General features: G+C 73.9%; 18 protein-coding genes and 1 pseudogene. 18 read left to right on the top strand and 1 reads right to left on the bottom strand.

The window, feature by feature from the left end; genetic code table 11:
• Nucleotides 1-199: 199 nt before the first annotated feature.
• The 10 genes and pseudogenes from rpsB (at nucleotide 200) to ACFPL3_RS38055 (ending at nucleotide 8,558) form a co-directional block, all read left to right on the top strand.
• Nucleotides 200-1,102 carry a 30S ribosomal protein S2 gene (rpsB, locus tag ACFPL3_RS38100; protein WP_343940380.1) on the top strand — a complete coding sequence of 301 codons (903 nt, stop codon included), beginning with the start codon at nucleotides 200-202 and terminating at the stop codon, nucleotides 1,100-1,102.
• A gap of 43 nt (nucleotides 1,103-1,145) precedes the next feature.
• On the top strand, nucleotides 1,146-1,961 hold the full coding sequence (tsf, locus tag ACFPL3_RS38095; protein ID WP_343940382.1) for a translation elongation factor Ts: 816 nt from the start codon (nucleotides 1,146-1,148) through the stop codon (nucleotides 1,959-1,961).
• 25 nt (nucleotides 1,962-1,986) lie between these two features.
• A pseudogene (pyrH, locus tag ACFPL3_RS38090) lies at nucleotides 1,987-2,721 on the top strand (UMP kinase); the annotation flags it as partial.
• Nucleotides 2,722-2,807: 86 nt separating this feature from the next.
• Complete coding sequence (frr, locus tag ACFPL3_RS38085; protein ID WP_343940384.1) at nucleotides 2,808-3,365, top strand: ribosome recycling factor; 558 nt, start codon at nucleotides 2,808-2,810, stop codon at nucleotides 3,363-3,365.
• Nucleotides 3,366-3,397: 32 nt separating this feature from the next.
• Nucleotides 3,398-4,228: a phosphatidate cytidylyltransferase gene (locus ACFPL3_RS38080; RefSeq protein ID WP_343940406.1), complete on the top strand. Its 831-nt coding sequence runs from the start codon at nucleotides 3,398-3,400 to the stop codon at nucleotides 4,226-4,228.
• Complete coding sequence (locus tag ACFPL3_RS38075) at nucleotides 4,225-4,953, top strand: class I SAM-dependent methyltransferase (protein ID WP_343940386.1); 729 nt, start codon at nucleotides 4,225-4,227, stop codon at nucleotides 4,951-4,953. The genes ACFPL3_RS38080 and ACFPL3_RS38075 overlap by 4 nt, the downstream gene beginning before the upstream one ends.
• A 46-nt stretch (nucleotides 4,954-4,999) precedes the next feature.
• Nucleotides 5,000-5,521: a hypothetical protein gene (locus ACFPL3_RS38070; protein WP_343940388.1), complete on the top strand. Its 522-nt coding sequence runs from the start codon at nucleotides 5,000-5,002 to the stop codon at nucleotides 5,519-5,521.
• A gap of 144 nt (nucleotides 5,522-5,665) precedes the next feature.
• On the top strand, nucleotides 5,666-6,787 hold the full coding sequence (locus tag ACFPL3_RS38065; RefSeq protein WP_343940390.1) for a hypothetical protein: 1,122 nt from the start codon (nucleotides 5,666-5,668) through the stop codon (nucleotides 6,785-6,787).
• A complete protein-coding gene (gene rlmN, locus ACFPL3_RS38060) occupies nucleotides 6,784-7,890 on the top strand; it encodes a dual-specificity RNA methyltransferase RlmN (protein WP_343940392.1) in 1,107 nt (368 codons plus the stop codon). Before ACFPL3_RS38065 ends, rlmN begins: the two co-directional genes overlap by 4 nt.
• 71 nt (nucleotides 7,891-7,961) lie before the next feature.
• Nucleotides 7,962-8,558 (top strand): YczE/YyaS/YitT family protein, encoded by a 597-nt coding sequence (locus tag ACFPL3_RS38055; RefSeq protein WP_343940394.1) that lies wholly within the window; start codon nucleotides 7,962-7,964, stop codon nucleotides 8,556-8,558.
• Here ACFPL3_RS38055 and ACFPL3_RS38050 read toward each other — a convergent pair.
• Nucleotides 8,551-9,618: an ATP-dependent DNA ligase gene (locus tag ACFPL3_RS38050; protein ID WP_343940396.1), complete on the bottom strand. Its 1,068-nt coding sequence runs from the start codon at nucleotides 9,616-9,618 to the stop codon at nucleotides 8,551-8,553. The genes ACFPL3_RS38055 and ACFPL3_RS38050 overlap by 8 nt on opposite strands.
• 50 nt (nucleotides 9,619-9,668) lie before the next feature.
• On the opposite strand from ACFPL3_RS38050, the gene ACFPL3_RS38045 reads away from it, so the two are divergent.
• The 8 genes from ACFPL3_RS38045 to ACFPL3_RS38010 all read left to right on the top strand — a co-directional run bounded on the left by ACFPL3_RS38045 (nucleotide 9,669) and on the right by ACFPL3_RS38010 (nucleotide 16,713).
• Nucleotides 9,669-10,196 carry a MarR family winged helix-turn-helix transcriptional regulator gene (locus ACFPL3_RS38045; RefSeq protein WP_343940398.1) on the top strand — a complete coding sequence of 176 codons (528 nt, stop codon included), beginning with the start codon at nucleotides 9,669-9,671 and terminating at the stop codon, nucleotides 10,194-10,196.
• Nucleotides 10,189-11,022 carry an EamA family transporter gene (locus ACFPL3_RS38040; RefSeq protein ID WP_343940400.1) on the top strand — a complete coding sequence of 278 codons (834 nt, stop codon included), beginning with the start codon at nucleotides 10,189-10,191 and terminating at the stop codon, nucleotides 11,020-11,022. The genes ACFPL3_RS38045 and ACFPL3_RS38040 overlap by 8 nt, the downstream gene beginning before the upstream one ends.
• A 9-nt stretch (nucleotides 11,023-11,031) precedes the next feature.
• On the top strand, nucleotides 11,032-11,610 hold the full coding sequence (gene mug / locus ACFPL3_RS38035) for a G/U mismatch-specific DNA glycosylase (protein ID WP_343940402.1): 579 nt from the start codon (nucleotides 11,032-11,034) through the stop codon (nucleotides 11,608-11,610).
• Between the two features lie 279 nt (nucleotides 11,611-11,889).
• The gene (locus ACFPL3_RS38030; protein WP_379590624.1) at nucleotides 11,890-13,128 is read left to right on the top strand and encodes a M20 family metallopeptidase; all 1,239 of its coding nucleotides are present in this window, start codon (nucleotides 11,890-11,892) and stop codon (nucleotides 13,126-13,128) included.
• Nucleotides 13,128-13,955, top strand: coding sequence for an IclR family transcriptional regulator (locus tag ACFPL3_RS38025; RefSeq protein WP_343944846.1), 828 nt, complete (start codon nucleotides 13,128-13,130; stop codon nucleotides 13,953-13,955). The genes ACFPL3_RS38030 and ACFPL3_RS38025 overlap by 1 nt, the downstream gene beginning before the upstream one ends.
• A complete protein-coding gene (locus ACFPL3_RS38020) occupies nucleotides 13,952-14,908 on the top strand; it encodes a thiamine pyrophosphate-dependent dehydrogenase E1 component subunit alpha (RefSeq protein ID WP_343944845.1) in 957 nt (318 codons plus the stop codon). Before ACFPL3_RS38025 ends, ACFPL3_RS38020 begins: the two co-directional genes overlap by 4 nt.
• Nucleotides 14,901-15,902 carry an alpha-ketoacid dehydrogenase subunit beta gene (locus ACFPL3_RS38015; RefSeq protein ID WP_343944844.1) on the top strand — a complete coding sequence of 334 codons (1,002 nt, stop codon included), beginning with the start codon at nucleotides 14,901-14,903 and terminating at the stop codon, nucleotides 15,900-15,902. The genes ACFPL3_RS38020 and ACFPL3_RS38015 overlap by 8 nt, the downstream gene beginning before the upstream one ends.
• On the top strand, nucleotides 15,889-16,713 hold the full coding sequence (locus tag ACFPL3_RS38010) for an acetoacetate decarboxylase family protein (protein WP_343944843.1): 825 nt from the start codon (nucleotides 15,889-15,891) through the stop codon (nucleotides 16,711-16,713). The genes ACFPL3_RS38015 and ACFPL3_RS38010 overlap by 14 nt, the downstream gene beginning before the upstream one ends.
• Nucleotides 16,714-16,717 lie beyond the last annotated feature (4 nt).

Here is a 16,717-nt window from a genome sequence, read left to right as displayed (position 1 = left end):
TCGATCTGCATCTCGACGACGTCGAGGTGACTTCGCGCGTGCGCGTACCCGTGTCGAGCGGGACGGTGGACGGGCGGTCCCGGGGCCTCCCGGGTCCGGCCACCGGCGCCACGCCAGGGCGGTGCCGCCGACCGGCGCTCCGCAGAACCGCGTGCGTGACCGTCACCGGTCACGCCTGATCGAGAGGTGAGCACCGGCCGTGGCCGTCGTCACCATGAAGCAGTTGCTGGATTCCGGCGTGCACTTCGGGCACCAGACCCGCCGCTGGAACCCGAAGATGAAGCGCTACATCCTCACCGAGCGCAACGGCATCTACATCATCGACCTGCAGCAGACCCTGTCGTACATCGACCGGGCCTACGAGTTCGTCCGCGAGACCGTCGCCCACGGTGGCACGATCATGTTCGTCGGCACGAAGAAGCAGGCGCAGGAGGCCATCGCCGACGAGGCGGGCCGCGTCAACATGCCGTACGTCAACCAGCGGTGGCTGGGCGGCATGCTCACGAACTTCCAGACCGTGCACAAGCGGCTTCAGCGCCTCAAGGAGCTGGAGTCGATGGAGCAGACGGGTGGCTTCGAGGGTCGCACCAAGAAGGAGATCCTCATGCTCACCCGTGAGAAGGACAAGCTGGAGAAGACCCTCGGCGGCATCCGCGACATGTCGAAGGTGCCGAGTGCGGTCTGGGTGGTGGACACCAAGAAGGAGCACATCGCCGTCGGCGAGGCCCGCAAGCTGGGCATCCCGGTCGTGTCGATCCTCGACACCAACTGCGACCCCGACGAGGTCGACTTCCCGATCCCGGGCAACGACGACGCGATCCGGTCCGCCGCGCTGCTCACCAAGGTGATCGCGCGCGCCGCGGCCGACGGGCTGATGCAGCGTTCGCAGCGTTCGCGCGGCGGCGACGGCGAGGAGAAGCCGGAGGCCGGTGTGGGCACCGACGAGCCGCTGGCGGAGTGGGAGCAGAACCTGCTCGCCGAGGGTGCCGGGTCCGACGGTGCCAGCCTCACCGGGGCGGGTCAGGGCGCCGAGGCGCCGAACCCGGCTGCCGAGCCGGCGCCGGCCAGCACCAGCAACGGCACCCAGCAGACCGCGGGCTGACGACCCCTCACACCTCCTGAAGAGAACGGACGAAACTCCCACCATGGCGAACTACACCGCCGCCGACGTCAAGAAGCTCCGGGACCTCACCGGTTCCGGGATGATGGACTGCAAGAAGGCGCTCGAGGAAGCCGAGGGCGACTTCGACAAGGCGGTCGAGCTGCTCCGCATCAAGGGCGCCAAGGACGTGGGCAAGCGCGCGGGGCGGGAGACCGCCAACGGGCTCGTCGCGGCCGAGGGCGGCACGATGGTCGAGCTGAACTGCGAGACCGACTTCGTCGCCAAGAGCGACGACTTCCAGGCGCTCGCCGACAAGATCCTCCGCGTCGCGGTGGACCAGCAGCCGGCCGACGTCGAGGCCCTCAAGAAGGCGCCGCTCGACGGCGGCACCGTGGACGACGCGGTGCAGGCGCTCTCGGCCCGCATCGGCGAGAAGCTCGAGCTCAAGCGCTACATCCACGTCGACGGGCCGGTGGCGCTGTACCTGCACCGCCGCGCGTCGGACCTGCCGCCGGCCATCGGCGCGCTGGTGGCGTACGAGGGTGCGGGTGACGAGGCCGCCAAGAGCGTGGCCATGCACATCGCCGCCGCCCGCCCGCAGTACACCACCCGCGACCAGGTCCCGGGTGAGGTGCTGGAGAACGAGCGGCGCATCGCGGAGGCCACGGCCCGCGAGGAGGGCAAGCCCGAGCAGGTGCTGCCCCGCATCGTGGAGGGCCGGCTCAACGGCTTCTACAAGGACGTCGTGCTGCTCGACCAGCCGTCGGTCCACGAGCCGAAGAAGACGGTGAAGGCGCTGCTCGACGAGGCGGGTGTCACCGTCCGCGAGTTCGCCCGCTTCGAGGTCGGCCAGGCCTGAGCCGATCGACGGACGAGGCGACGCGATGACCAACCCACGGATCGGCCCCGACGGCGGCTACCGCCGCGTGCTCCTCAAGCTGGGCGGCGAGATGTTCGGCGGCGGGGGAGTCGGGGTCGATCCCGGGGTGGTCGAGACGGTCGCCCGTCAGATCGCCGAGGTGGTCGCCACCGGTGCGCAGGTGGCGGTCGTGATCGGCGGTGGCAACTTCTTCCGTGGCGAGGAACTGCAGCAGCGGGGTCTCGACCGGTCCCGCGCCGACTACATGGGCATGCTCGGCACGGTCATGAACTGCCTCGCGCTGCAGGATTTCCTGGAGCGCGAGTTCCACGTCGAGACCCGCGTCCAGACGGCCATCACGATGGGCCAGGTCGCGGAGGCCTACATCCCGCGCCGCGCGATCCGGCACCTCGAGAAGGGGCGGGTCGTGATCTTCGGCGCGGGTGTCGGCATGCCGTTCTTCTCCACCGACACCGCGGGTGCGCAGCGCGCGCTGGAGATCGGGGCCGAGGTCGTGCTGCTCGCGAAGGGCGTCGACGGTGTGTTCACCGCCGACCCCAAGATCGATCCGGGCGCGAAGCTCTACGACGAGATCACCCACCGCGAGGTGATCGAACAGGGTCTGAAGGTGGCCGACGCCACCGCGTTCAGCCTCTGCATGGACAACAAGATGCCGATCATCGTGTTCAACCTGCTCGTCGAGGGGAACATCGCACGGGCGGTGCGGGGTGAGAGGATCGGCACCCTGGTCACCACCCCGGAGTACGCGGAAGGCAGTGCTATCCCTGGCGGATCGCCACCGGCTTCGCGCGGTGTCGACCCGCCAGAAGAACGAAGGGACACGCCGTGATCGACGAGACGCTCTTCGACGCCGAGGAGAAGATGGAGAAGGCCGTCGCCGTCGCGAAGGACGACCTCGCTTCCGTGCGCACCGGCCGGGCAACCCCGAACATGTTCTCGCGGGTGCTCGTCGACTACTACGGCTCGATGACCCCGATCAACCAGCTCGCGTCGATCAACGTGCCCGAGGCGCGCATGGCGGTGATCAAGCCGTACGACGCGAGCCAGCTCAAGGCGCTCGAGACCGCGATCCGCAACTCCGACCTCGGCCTCAACCCGAGCAACGACGGGCAGATCATCCGCGTGGTCATCCCGCAGCTGTCCGAGGAGCGCCGCCGGGAGATGGTCAAGGTGGCGCGCGGCAAGGGTGAGGACGCCCGGGTCACGATCCGCAACATCCGCCGCAAAGCGATGGAGGAGCTGCACCGCATCGCGCGCGACGGCGAGGCGGGCGAGGACGAGGTCGGGCGCGCCGAGAAGGAGCTGCAGGGCACCACCGACCGGTACGTCCACCAGGTCGACGATCTGGTCAAGCACAAGGAAGCCGAGCTGCTCGAAGTCTGACGGTGACCGCCTCCTCCCCACACACCACGGCGATGGTGCCCCCGGCCCGCCGGCCGTCCCGCGCCGGGCGTGATCTCGTCGCGGCCATCACCGTCGGTGTCCTCCTGGGTGTCGTCATCCTCGGGTCGTTGCTGATCGAGCGGCACGCGTTCATCGGGGTGCTGGCCATCGCCACGGCGGTGGGCACGTGGGAACTGGCGGGTGCGCTGCGCCGGGGCGCGGGCATCGAGGTGTCGCTGCCGGTCCTGATCGTCGGCGGGCAGGCGATGGTGTGGCTGTCGTGGCCGTTCCGCTTGCAGGGGCTGGCCATTGCGTTCGCCGTCACGGCGCTCGCGGTGCTGCTCTGGCGGATGCGCGCCGGCTCCGCCCATTACGTCCGCGACGTCACCGCGGGCATCTTCACCGCGGCGTACGTGCCGCTCTTCTGCTCGTTCGCGGTGTTGCTGGTGGTGGCGGAGGACGGTCTCGCGCGCGTCCTCACGTTCCTGATCTGCGGGGTGGCCTCCGACGTCGGCGGGTACGCGGCGGGCGTCCTGCTGGGCAGGCACGCGATGGCGCCGACGATCAGCCCGAAGAAGTCGTGGGAGGGCTTCGGCGGGTCGCAGCTCGTCGGCATGGTGGCGGGTGCGCTGTGCGTGCACTTCCTGCTGGGCGGTGCGTGGTGGGCCGGTGCGCTCACCGGCGCGCTGCTCGTCACCTGCGCCACGCTGGGCGACCTGATCGAGTCGATGGTCAAGCGCGACCTCGGCATCAAGGACATGAGCACGTTGCTGCCCGGGCACGGGGGCATGCTGGACCGGCTCGACTCCCTGCTGCCCACCGCCGTGGTGGCCTGGGTGCTGCTCAGCATCGTCGCGCCGTGAGGGCGCTCCGGCGGTTGGCCGGCGCCGGGGACGAGCCGATCCCGAGCCCCAACATCTGGAACTGGCCCGAGGTCTACGAGCGGGAGAACCGCGCGCAGGACGCCGAGGGCGCCATCTGGGCCGCGCTGCGGGAGGCGGTGCCGTGGGCCGGCGCGGACGTGCTCGACGTCGGCTGCGGTGACGGCTTCCACCTGCCGGTCTTCGCGGCCGAGGCCGCATCGGTGACGGGCGTGGAGCCGCACGCGGGGCTGGTGGAGCGGGCGCGGGAGCGCACGGCCGGGCTCGCCGTCGTGCACCGGGCGGGGGCGGCGCGGCTGCCGCTGCCAGACCGCAGCGTGGACCTCGTGCACGCGCGCACCGCGTACTTCTTCGGCCCGGGGTGCGAGCCCGGGCTCGCGGAGGCGCAGCGGGTGCTGCGGCCGGGCGGGGCGATCGCGATCGTCGACCTGGACGCCACGGTCGAGCCCTACGGCGGGTGGATGCTGGCCGACCTGCCGCGCTACCGCCCGGACCGGGTCGAGCAGTTCTTCGAACGCCACGGCTTCTCGATGCGGCGCATCGCCACGACGTGGCGGTTCCCGGACCGGGAGACCCTCGAGGCGGTGCTGCGCATCGAGTTCTCCCGGCCCGTCGCCGAGCGGGCGATCGCCGCGACCACGGGCCTCGTGCTGCCCGTCGGCTACCGGCTGCACGTGCGCCGCAAGGAGGCCTTCCGCCCCGCCTGAACGGGTGCGTCGGGCCGCGGCGCCGGGGCGTCGCTACCGTGGCCGTATGCGTGTGCCCTACTTCGAGCCGGTCGTCGGCGCGGCGTGGTGGACCATCGGCGCGGCGGCGCTCGACGGAGGTGTCGGCACGGTCGTGCTGGCCGCCGGGCTGGGCGTCACGGGCGTGCTGGTGCAGGCCCTGCGCACCCGGTACGGGCCGGGTGAGCCGTTGCGGCGCGGCGGGCGGGGCCGGTTCCTGCGGCTGCTCGGCGTCACCGCGGCGCTGGTGGCGGTGGCCGTCACCGCGCTCGGGCGGTTCTCGTGGGGCGAGCTCGCCGTCCCGGTGGCGGCGGCGATGATCGGCGTGGCGCTGATGATGCTGTCCTCCCAGCTGGACGAGCGGTCGCTGCTGGCCCTGGGTGGCGCCTTGATGGTGCTCGGTGCCACGGGGGCGCTGCTCGCGCTCGGTACCGCGGGCGGGTTGTACCCGCAGGGGATGGTCGGGCTGGTCGCGGGCGGGTTGTTCTGGTTGACGAGCGCGCACCGCGCGGGGCTGCTGCGTGAGGTGCGGTACCGGGTGCGCCGCTGAGTTCAGGAAAGCCACATTCAGGGCCGCAGAGGCCCTGAATGTGGCTTTCCTGCCCTCCGGGGCCCAGCCGTCCCCCTCCCGGGGGAGCCGGATCCCACCGCGCCGGGAGGACCGGGCGCCGCCCCCCGGCGGATCGTCTCCCCCATGGAGATCGCTCCCGCGTCGCACACCCGCACCCCGGCCCTGCCGTTCGTGGCGGGTGCCTGGTCCGCCCTCACCGCCGCGCTCGGGCTGTGGTGGTGGCTGTGGCCGCAGCGGTACCCGTTCGCGCCCGGTCGCGGGAACACCGGCTCGCTGCTCGACCTCGTGCCCCCGGTCGTGGTGCCACCGGCGTTGGTCGGGGCCGGGCTCGCCGGGGTGGGCGTCGCCGCGCTCGCGTCGACGGGGCGCGCCCGCGGCGTTGTCGTGGGTGCGGCCGCCGTGTGGGTCGTGGTCTTCGGGCTCGCCGTGCCGGGGTACCAGCCGCTGACGCTCGTGGGCTACCTGATGGCGATGTTCGGGCCGGTCGTGCTGTTCGCCACGGTGCTCGCGGGCGCGTGGCGCCGGCGCGGCGGCCCGGTGGCGGTCGGGGTGTTCGTGCTGGTGGGCGTCCTGGGCTGGGTCAGCGGGATCGCCGACGGCGAGGTCCTGCTCCGCTACCTGGGCGTCATCGCCGCCACTGCGCACCTCGCGGGCCCGTCCGTGATCATGACATTCTTCCTGGGCGGTGCGCTGGTGTGGGGCGTGCTCGGTGCCCGCACCGTGCTCCGCGCCCGGACCGCTCTGCCCCGCTGGGCGCACCCGGCCGCAGCGGCGCGCTGGGGCAGGTCGGCCGCGATCGTCGCGGCGCTGTGCGCGCTGCCGTACGGCCTGATGCGGTTGACCTGGCTGACGCCGTGGCCGCTCGGCATGGACCCCGCCGAGCTGGCGGCCGTGCCGGAGATGCGGCTGCACGGGCTGCTCCTCGGGCTCGCCGCGCTGGCCGGAGCGATGCTGACGACGGGCCTGGTCGCGCGGTGGGGCGAGGTCTGGCCGCGCTGGATGCCGGTGGTGCGGGGCCGGCCGGTGCCGCTCTCCGCCGCCGTCGTGCCCGGCGGGATCGTGGCCGCGCTCTTCACGGTGGCCGCCATCCCGATGATCGTCATGACCGTCGACTCGGGCGAGTTGTGGGGCCTGATCGTGTTCCCGTTCGCCGTCTGGGGGCCCGCCCTCGGGCTCGCCGTGCTGGGGTACGCGTTGCGCCGGCGGGGGGAGCGGGGGCGACCTGGCACAATCGAGGGGTCATGACTGCCCTCCCCCTCGTCTTCGACGCGCCGCGCCGCGCCCTGCCCCCGCGCCACCTCGCCGATCTCGACCCGGCCGACCGCCGGGCCGCGGTCGGCGAGCTCGGCCTGCCGGGCTTCCGCGCCGACCAGCTCGCCCGCCACTACTTCGGCCGGCTCACCGCCGACGTCGACGCGATGACCGACCTGCCTGCGGCCGCGCGCGACACCCTGCGCGGCCTGCTCCCGCCGCTGGTCACCCCGGTGCTCGAGCAGGCGTGCGACGACGGGGCCACCCGCAAGACCCTCTGGAAGGGCCACGACGGCACCCGCGCCGAGTCGGTGCTGATGGGCTACCCCGACCGGGCCACCGTGTGCGTCTCCAGCCAGGCCGGCTGCGGCATGGCCTGCCCGTTCTGCGCCACCGGCCAGGGCGGGCTGGAGCGCAACCTGTCCACCGGCGAGATCGTGGAGCAGGTGCGCCAGGCCGCCGCGGCGGCCCGCGACGGGGTGCTGGGGGCACCGGCGCGCCTGTCCAACGTCGTGTTCATGGGGATGGGCGAGCCGCTCGCCAACTACAAGCGCGTGATCGCGGCGGTCCGGCGGATCACGGCGCCGGCTCCCGTCGGCCTCGGCATCTCGGCGCGGGGCGTCACCGTCTCCACGGTGGGGCTCGTGCCCGCGATCGAGCGGCTCGCCGGGGAGGGCCTGCCGGTCACGCTGGCCGTGTCGTTGCACACCCCCGACGACGAGCTGCGCGACACGCTCGTGCCCGTGAACAACCGGTGGAAGGTCGCCGAGGTGCTCACGGCCGCCCGGCACTACGCGCAGACCACCGGCCGGCGCGTCTCGATCGAGTACGCGCTGATCCGCGACGTCAACGACCACCCCTGGCGGGCCGACCTGCTCGGGAAGATGTTGCGCAAGCACGTCGGACCGTCTCGCGTGCACGTCAACCTCATCCCGCTCAACCCCACGCCGGGCAGCGAGTGGGACGCCTCGCCGCGGCCGGTGCAGGACGAGTTCGTCGCGCGCGTGCAGGCCGCGGGCATCGCCTGCACGGTGCGCGACACCCGCGGCCGCGAAATCGCCGCCGCCTGCGGGCAGCTGGCCGCGTCGGACGTCTGACGCAGGTCGCCTGTCCCGCCTCCGGGTCCCGCCCGGAGGGCCGATCCCGTACGTCCTCGAGAAGGAGTCCCGTGCCCTCCCGCCTGCTGCAGTTCCTCGTCGGCCTGGCCCTCTGCGCCGTGGCGGTGTGGGCGTCGGTGCAGGCGGGGCTGGGGGTGTCGCCGTGGGACACGCTGCACGGCGGGCTGAGCGCGCAGCTGGGGCTGTCGTTCGGGGCGGTCGTCACCGGCGTTGGCCTGGTCGTGCTCGCGGCGTCGTGGGCGCTCGGCGTACGACCCGGCTGGGGCACGCTGGTGAACATCCTGTTCATCGGCTGGTCGCTGGACGCGCTGCTGGCGACGTCCTGGCTCGACGGCCTCCGGGACGGGCCGATCGTGCTGCGCGCGCTGGTGCTGGCGGCGTCCGTGCTGCTGCTCGGGGTGGGCGGCGCGCTCTACATCGGCGCCGGCCTGGGTGCCGGGCCGCGCGACAGCCTGATGGTGGCCTGCCACCGGCACGGCCTGCCGATCGGGGCGTCCCGCTGCGGGATCGAGCTGGTGGTGGTGCTCCTGGGCTGGCTGTTCGGCGGGCCGGTCGGGGTGGGCACCGTGATCCTCGCGCTGGGCACCGGACCGGTGATGCAGGTGGCCTTCCGGCTCCTGCGCAGGCATCCGGTGCGCGCTACCTGACGTTCAGCACGTCGGCGAGGTCGAACTTGACCGGCCGCTCCAGCTGCTCGTACGTGCACGACTGCGGCTCGCGGTCGGGGCGCCACCGCACGAACTGGGCCGTGTGGCGGAACCGGTCGCCCTCCATGTAGTCGTAGCGGACCTCGACCACCCGCTCCGGGCGCAGCGGCACGAACGACAGGTCCTTGCCCGCGTTCCAGCGGCTGGTCTCGTTCTTGCGCGGGGTGCGCTCGCCCTGCTCGTGGGCGGCCCAGTTCCACGGGTGCTCGTCGAACGTGGTGACGAGCGGCTGGAGTTCCTCGAGCAGCGCACGGCGCGTGGCCATCGGGAACGCGCCGACCACGCCGACCGAGTTGAGCACGCCGCGGTCGTCGTACAGGCCGAGCAGCAGCGACCCGAGCGCGTCCGGGCCGGACTTGTGCACCCGGTAGCCGGCCACCACGCAGTCGGCCGTGCGCTCATGCTTGATCTTGCTCATCACGCGCTTGTCCGGCTGGTAGGGCAGGTCGAGCTTCTTCGCGATCAGCCCGTCGAGCCCGGCGCCCTCGAACTGCTCGAACCACTGCCGCGCCACGTCCAGATCGCGGGTGACCGGCGTGAGGTGGACCGGCGGCGCGGCCCCGGCGAACGCCTCCTCCAACAGGGCACGGCGCTCGGCGAACGGGCGCTCGGTGAGGTCGTCGTCGCCGAGCGCCAGCAGGTCGAACGCGATGAAGCTCGCGGGTGTCTGCTCGGCCAGCAGGTTCACCCGGCTCTGGGCGGGGTGGATGCGCTGCTGGAGCGCCTCGAAGTCGAGGGTGTTGCGGGCGGTGTCGGCCACCACCACCTCCCCGTCGACCACGGCGCGCTCGGGGAAGTTCGCCAGGACCGCCTCGACGACCTCGGGGAAGTAGCGGGTCATCGGCCGCTCGTTGCGGCTGCCGATCTCCACCTCGTCGCCGTCACGGAAGACGATCGAGCGGAACCCGTCCCACTTCGGCTCGTACAGCTGGCCCGCGGGGATGTCGCCGATCGGCTTGGCCAGCATCGGCTTGACGGGCGGCATGACCGGGAGCTTCACGGCCGCAAGTGTGCCGCATAACCGGTCGCAGCGCTGGGTATGCATGAGTCATGCATGACAAGAGGCGCACGGCGAACCTGCTCGGGGCCACCGCCCTGGCCGTCACTGACCTCGCGCTCGGGGGCGCCACCGCGGCCGCGGGCGTGAGCGGCAGCGGCGCGGCGGCGCTCGTCGTCCTGGGCGCGGACCCGGGGATCAGCGTCACCGAGCTGGGCAGGCGCGTGGGCCTGACGCAGTCCGCGGCCGCGCGGATGGTGGACGCGCTCGAGGCGCGCGGCCTCGTCGAACGGCGCCCCACGCTGGGCAAGTGGGTGGCGGTGCAGCTGACGGCCGCGGGCCGGGAGGCGTCGGCCGGCCTGCTGGACGCCCGCGGCGACCGGCTCGTCGCCATCGTCGACACCCTCCCCGCCGCCGACCAGGAGGCGCTCGCGCGGGTGCTGGAGCGGCTGCTGCGCGCCGTCTACACCGAGGTCGGCAGCTCGGAGCGCATCTGCCGGCTCTGCGACCGGCCGTGCTGCACCGGGGCGGGCGCGATCTGCCCGGTGGGGCAGGCCGAACGGGACAGCGCCAGTGGGTGAGGTGCTCGCCCTCGGCGCCGCGCTCTGCTTCGGGATCACCGATTTCGTCAGCGCGCTGCTCGCCCGCCGCGTGCACAGCGCGGCCGTGGCGCTCGTCGCGCAACTCGGCGGGACGGCGGTGATCCTCGTGGCGGCCCTGCTGACGCCCGCGCCGTCGGTGACGCCCGGTGCGCTCGGCTGGGGCGCGCTGTCCGGGATCGGCACCGGCGTCGGCGTCGCCTTCCTGTTCCGCGCGATGGGCGACGGGCAGCTGTCGGTCGTCGTTCCCCTGAGCGACGTCGCCGGTGTCGTCGTGCCCGTGCTGGTGGGCGTTCTGCTGCTGGGGGAGCGGCCATCGGCGTCGTGCTGGCTGGGCATCGCCGCGGCAGCCCCTGCGCTGTGGCTCGTGACCCGGACCGGGCGTGGCCTGCCCACCCCCGCCGGGAGCCGCGACGGCCTCGTCTCGGGTCTGGGGTTCGCGCTGCAGTTCCTCGCGCTCGTGCCGGTCGACCCCGCCGCCGGGCTCTGGCCACTGGTGGCCAGCCGCGTCGCCTCCGTCGTGACGATCCTGCCGATGCTGCTCGCCGCGCGCGCCCCGCTCCGCATGCCGCCGCGGCTCGCGCTCGCCGCAGCCGGGAGCGGCGCGGTCGGGACACTCGCCATCACCTGCTACGCCCTGGCCACCCGCCAGCAGCTGGTCGCCGTGGCCGTCGTGCTGGCGGCGCTCTACCCGGTGGTGCCGGTGCTGCTCGGGCTCACCGTCCTGCAGGAGCGGCTCACCCGGGCCCAGGCGACGGGGCTCGGGATGGCCGGCGCGGCCGTCGGCCTCATCGCGCTGGCGGGCTGACCGGCTGCGATGATCGCCGTCGTGCCCCGCTTCACCCGCGCCGAGCTGGAGGCGGCGCGCGGCCGGACCATCGAGGACGTCCTGCCCGGCCCGGACGACCCGCCGTTGCGCGTGCTGTTCTGCGGCATCAACCCCGGGCTCGTGTCCGCGGCCACCGGGCACCACTTCGCGCGGCCGGGCAACCGGTTCTGGCCCGCCCTGCACGGCGCGGGCTTCACCTCACGGCTGCTGCTCCCGGCCGAGCAGGGCGAGTTGCGCGCGCTCGGGCTCGGCATCACGAACATGGCGCCCCGCGCCACCGCCCGCGCCGACGAGCTGACGCCCACCGAACTGCAGGCCGGCGCCGAGCGGCTGCGGGCGCTGGTGGCCGAGCGGCGCCCCCGGTGGCTCGCGGTCGTCGGGGTGACGGCCTACCGCACGGCCTTCGGCAGGCCCCGCGCCGCCGTCGGGGAGCAGGCGGAGCGGCTCGGGGACACGGGCGTGTGGGTGCTGCCCAACCCGAGCGGGCTCAACGCCCACTGGCAGCTCCCGGCGATGGTCGCCGAGTTCACCCGCCTGCGGGTGGCGGCGGAGGCCTCACTCGGTTGAGGCCGCTGGGGCTGCCCGCGCGAGCCGTACCTCGTGGTTTCGGTGTCCGCCGTGGTGTGCTGCTCGGCCGGAGGCTGCCGCACCCGCCCTCCCATGATCACCGGCCTGGAGCGAGAGCCGACACATGGCGTCGGGGAACGCGCCTGCCTGGTGATCAAGCTCGACGGAACGCTGCGAAGTTTTCGGATAGTCGAAAACATGGTTCGGATTGCCGAACGTCCGGCCGTGAGGTGTGCAGTGTGACCCCCGCCGGACGAGCCGACGGGAGGAGCGCACGCGATGGGATCGACCCCAGCAGCAGCCGCTGACGCGGCCGTGCGGGCCGCCGCGGACGAGCTGGCCGAGCTGGTCGCGGCGCTGGTGCGCATCCCGAGCGTCTCGGGGCGCGAGGAGGACGCCGCCGCCTGGTGCGCGGAGTGGATGGCGGCGCACGGCTGGGACGTCGACGAACAGCCGCTCGCGGGCTCCGACCTCGCTGCCGGCGAGGAACGCGTCGGGTCGCGCCGCAACGTGATCGGTTACCCACTGGGCCGGCCGGAGCGCGACGAGCCGGTGCTCGCCCTGAACGGGCACCTCGACGTCGTCCCGGCCGGCGACGACGCGGACTGGGCCGTGCCCCCGTTCGCGGGGGAGCGCCGGGACGGGGCCGTGCACGGCCGCGGCAGTGCGGACATGAAGGGCGGCATCGGCGCCGCCCTCGTCGCGGCGGAGGCGGTGCGCGCCGCGGGGATCAGGCCGGCGCACCGGCCCGTGGTCCACCTGGTGCTCGGCGAGGAGACCACCGGCGTGGGCACCCGGCTCGCGCTGCGCACGCTCGGGGCGCCCGCCGCGGTGATCGTGCTCGAACCGACCGGCAACCAGATCGTGCCGGTGTCCACCGGCCTGCAGTTCTTCGAGGTGCAGGTGCCGGGGCGGGCCGCGCACACGTCGGCGCCGTGGCGCGGGGTCGACGCGCTCGCCCGGATCCTGCCGCTGCGCGAGGCGCTGCTGCGGCTCGCCGACGAGCGCTCCGCCGGGTACCGCCACCCGCTGTTCGCCCACGTGCCGACCGCGCTCCCGTTCGCGATCGGCCGGCTGCACGCGGGGGAGTACCGGGCGAGCGTGCCGGCGTCGGCCACGATGGCGGGCCGCATCGGGATGCGGCCCGGCGAGCCCGTGGCGGACGTCCGCGCCGCGGTGGAGGCGGCGCTCGCGGCCGCGGCGGCGCACGACCCGCACGAGGCCGAGCTGCCGCACCGGCTGCGCTGGCTCGGCGACGCCTACCCCGGCTGGGAGACCCGGGCCGGCGCACTGCTGGTGACCGCTCTGCACGACGCCGCCGTGGCGGTCGACGGCACCGCCGTCCACCTCGGGTTCACGGCGGGCACCGACACCGGCCAGTACGCCGCGCTCGGTGCCGATGCCGCGGTGTTCGGGCCGGGCGACGCGGCACTCGCCCACACGAGCGCGGAGCACGTCACCGAGGCCGACCTCGTGCGGGCCGCGCGCACGCTGGCCGCGACGATCGGGAGCCTCTGATGTCGATGTCGCGACCCGAACCCGCCGACGCCGACGTCCTGCTCACCCTCCAGCGCGGCATGCGGGTGTTCGAGCACCTCGTGCAGTCCGGCCCGCAGACCGCGAAGCAGCTGGCCAGCGCGCTCGACCTGCGGCTGGGGTCGTGCTACCACGTGCTGCGCACGCTCGTGGCCGACGGCTACGCCGAGCGCGACGCCGAGGGCCGCTACCGGATCGGCGCGCGGACGTTCGCGCTCGGGCGCCACCTGCAGCAGCACAACGCGGTGGCCCCCGAGCTGTCGGTGATCCTCACCCGGCTGCACAACGCGAGCGGCGAGACCTCCTACATCGCCCAGTGGCGCGACGGCACGGTGGTGCTCTCGCAGTTCCTCACCGGCAACCACCCGATCCGCGTGGGCAACCTCGAGATCGGCTACTGCGGCGACATGCACGCGCGGGCGTCCTGCAAGGCCGTGCTCGCGTTCCTGCCTGCCGAGCAGGTCGACACGATCTTCGCGGGCCTCACGCTGCGCCGGCTCACCCCGCACACCATCACCGGCCACGACGAGCTGGTCGGCGAGCTGGCCGCCATCCGGCGGCAGGGCTACGCGATCGACCGGGAGGAGTTCGCCGTCGACGTCTGCTGCGTCGCGGCGCCCTTCTTCGGCGCGGACGGCGCCCCGCGCGGCTCGTTCACCGTGTCCGCCCCGAACGAACGGTTCGCCCGGGAGCGGGACCGGCTGCTGCACCGCGTGCGGGAGGCCGCCGAAATGGCGACCTCGCTGCTGCGGTCGGGCCGTCTCGTCGTCCCCGAATCGACGCACGAAGGGAAAGCGATCGTCCGATGAAGAGCACCACCGAGCTCGCCGATCACCTGCGGGTGATGCACCGGATCAGGTTCACCGAGGAGGCGATCACCGCCCTGCGCGCCGCGGGCGACGTCGTCGGGTCGGTGCACCTGTGCAACGGCCAGGAGGCCGTCTACGCGGGGGCCGTCGCGGCACTCGACCTGAGCGTCGACGCGGTGTTCCCGACCTACCGCGGGCACGGCTGGGCGCTCGCCTGCGGGGTGGCGCCGCGTGCGGTGCTCGCCGAGCTGCTCGGCCGGGCGGGCGGGATCAGCGGCGGGCGCGGTGGTTCGGCCTACTTCACCGCCCCTGATCACGGCATGTTCGGCGAGAACTCGATCGTCGGCGCCGGCGCCCCGATCGCGTGCGGCGCGGCGCTGGCCGCCGCGTACGACGGCTCCGGGCGGGTCGCGCTCGCGGCGTTCGGCGAGGGCGCGATGAACCAGGGGGCCGTGCACGAGGCCCTGAACCTCGCCGCCGCGAGGTCGCTCCCGGTGCTGTTCCTCGTCGAGAACAACGGCTATTCGGAGCTGACGCCGACCGACACGATGGTCCGCAACGACCAGCTGTTCCGGCGGGCCGCCGGCTACGGCATGCCGGGGGCGCGGGTCGACGGCAACGACCCGGTCGCCGTCGCCGACGCGGTCGGCAGGGCCGCGGAGCGGGCGCGGGCCGGGCGTGGCCCGGTGCTGCTGGAGGCCATGACGCAGCGGATCGTCGGGCACTACATCGGCGACGCCCAGCAGTACCGGCCCGCGGGCGAGCTGGACGCCGCGCTCGCCGCCGAGCCGATCCGCCGGGCCGAGGAAGCCCTGCGTGCCGGTGGCGTCGCGGAGGCGGAGCTCGACGCGCTGCGCGCCGCCGTCCGCGCCGAGATCGACACGGCGGTTGCCGAGGCGCTCGCCGAACCGCTCGCCGACCCCACCACCGTCCTGGAGCACCTGTATGCCTGACGCGCAGCTCACCTACGCGGGCGCCGCGAACGCCGCCCTGGACCGCGCGCTGACCGAGCGCCCCGAAACCCTGCTCTACGGCGAGGACGTCGCCGTGCCCGGCGGCGTGTTCGGCGTGACGAAGGGCCTGCTCAAGCGCCACGGCGACCGGGTGTTCGACACCCCGATCTCCGAGGCGGCGATCCTCGGCAGCGCCGTGGGCGCCTCCATGTTCGGCAGGCGTCCGATCGTCGAGATCATGTGGGCCGACTTCGCGCTCGTGGCGTTCGACCAGATCGTCAACCAGGCCGCGAACGTCCGCTACATCTCCCGCGGACGGCTCTCGGCGCCGCTCACGATCCGCACCCAGCAGGGCAACGCACCGGGAGCGTGCGCCCAGCACTCCCAGTCGCTCGAAGCGCTGTTCGCGCACGTCCCGGGCTTGACCGTCGCGATGCCCGCCACCCACCAGGACGCCCACGACCTCCTCCTGGCCGCGATCTGGCACGACGACCCGACCGTCGTGATCGAGAACCGCACGCTCTACCACGGCGAGAAGCGCGCCGTGCGCCTCGGCGGGCCGGTGCCGGGGATCGGCGGCGCGGCGGTCCGCCGCCCCGGCACCGACGTCACGGTCGTGACGTGGGGCGCGATCCAGCACGCGGTGCTCGACGCCGCGCAGCGGGCCGCCGCCGAGGGCATCGACGCCGAGGTGATCGACCTGCGGTGGATCCGGCCGATCGACCTGCCCACCGTGCTCGGCAGCGTGCGCCGCACGGGGCGGCTGCTCGTAGTGCACGAGGCGCACACGGTCGGCGGGGTGGGCGGGGAGGTCGTAGCCGCGGTGGCCGAGTCGGGGATCCGGCTCGCGGCACCGCCCGTGCGGCTCGGCGCGCCCCCGGCGCGGATCCCGGCGGCACCGCACCTCGCCGCGGCCGTGCTGCCCGGGGCCGCGGACGTGCTGGGTGCGCTGCGAGCGCTCGCCGGGGACGGGGTGCACGGTGCCGTCGCCTGAGCGCCCCGCGCACACCGGCGTGCGTGCCGCCGCGATGCCGGTGTTCGCGCCGCTGTTCCACCCCGGCACCGAGGAGGTGATGGTCCGCTGGCTCACCGTCCACGTGCCGGTGGCGCCCGAGGTGAGCGACGCCGTGCTCCCCGACGGCCTCACGTCGGCCGCCGAGCCGACCGTCGGGCTGTGGGTCGCCGAGTTCATCGGGGCCGAGTTCCACTCGCCGACCGGGGTGGAGCGGCGCCCGAGCTACCTGCAGGGCGGGCTGTCGCTGCGCTGCCGGCGCGATGACGGGGCGGACGGTGCATATGCGCTGGTCACCTACGTCGCCGGGCTCAACCACGGAATCCTCGGGCGCGAGTTGTTCGGCCTGCCCAAGAAGCAGGTCCGGTCGGTCACGCTCGACGAGGACGGCGCCGCGCTGCGATTCGTGATGACGTCGGCGCTCGGGGACACCCTCGTGACGGGAGAGACCGTGCTCGGCCCGACCGCCGATCCCGCCCCGGCCCCGGCCTGGTTCGGGCGCCACTTCACCGTCAAGGCCGTCCCCAGCGCGGAAGGGCCGGGCGCGGACGGCCCGGCCTTCGACGTCTGCAAGCTCGTCGAGATCCCGTGGCGGATGACCGACGCCACCCCGGTCACGGGCGGGGCCACGAGCCTCACCTGGGGCGGCGGGTCGACCGACCCGCTGCAGCTCTTCGCGCCCACCAGCCCGCCGGTCGCCCGCTACGGCACGGCGCGCCTGGGCATCACGTACGGGAAGTACCTGGCGGACGTCACGCCGCCGCACGCCTTCGGGCTCCCCTCCTGGGGCTGATCCC

Origin of the sequence: Pseudonocardia zijingensis, assembly GCF_042657305.1 — a bacterium.
Classification (GTDB): domain Bacteria; phylum Actinomycetota; class Actinomycetes; order Mycobacteriales; family Pseudonocardiaceae; genus Pseudonocardia; species Pseudonocardia zijingensis.
Note: the sequence above shows the minus strand (reverse complement) of the source record. Positions and strands in the feature narration are given on the sequence as shown.

Coding starts and splice junctions, on each gene's coding strand:
- ACFPL3_RS38080 (WP_343940406.1), top strand. CDS start 3,398: ATGGTGCCCCCGGCCCGCCGGCCGTCCCGCGCCGGGCGTGATCTCGTC.
- ACFPL3_RS38045 (WP_343940398.1), top strand. CDS start 9,669: ATGCATGACAAGAGGCGCACGGCGAACCTGCTCGGGGCCACCGCCCTG.
- rlmN (WP_343940392.1), top strand. CDS start 6,784: ATGACTGCCCTCCCCCTCGTCTTCGACGCGCCGCGCCGCGCCCTGCCC.
- ACFPL3_RS38020 (WP_343944845.1), top strand. CDS start 13,952: ATGAAGAGCACCACCGAGCTCGCCGATCACCTGCGGGTGATGCACCGG.
- ACFPL3_RS38015 (WP_343944844.1), top strand. CDS start 14,901: ATGCCTGACGCGCAGCTCACCTACGCGGGCGCCGCGAACGCCGCCCTG.
- ACFPL3_RS38025 (WP_343944846.1), top strand. CDS start 13,128: ATGTCGATGTCGCGACCCGAACCCGCCGACGCCGACGTCCTGCTCACC.
- ACFPL3_RS38070 (WP_343940388.1), top strand. CDS start 5,000: ATGCGTGTGCCCTACTTCGAGCCGGTCGTCGGCGCGGCGTGGTGGACC.
- tsf (WP_343940382.1), top strand. CDS start 1,146: ATGGCGAACTACACCGCCGCCGACGTCAAGAAGCTCCGGGACCTCACC.
- ACFPL3_RS38030 (WP_379590624.1), top strand. CDS start 11,890: ATGGGATCGACCCCAGCAGCAGCCGCTGACGCGGCCGTGCGGGCCGCC.
- mug (WP_343940402.1), top strand. CDS start 11,032: ATGATCGCCGTCGTGCCCCGCTTCACCCGCGCCGAGCTGGAGGCGGCG.
- ACFPL3_RS38065 (WP_343940390.1), top strand. CDS start 5,666: ATGGAGATCGCTCCCGCGTCGCACACCCGCACCCCGGCCCTGCCGTTC.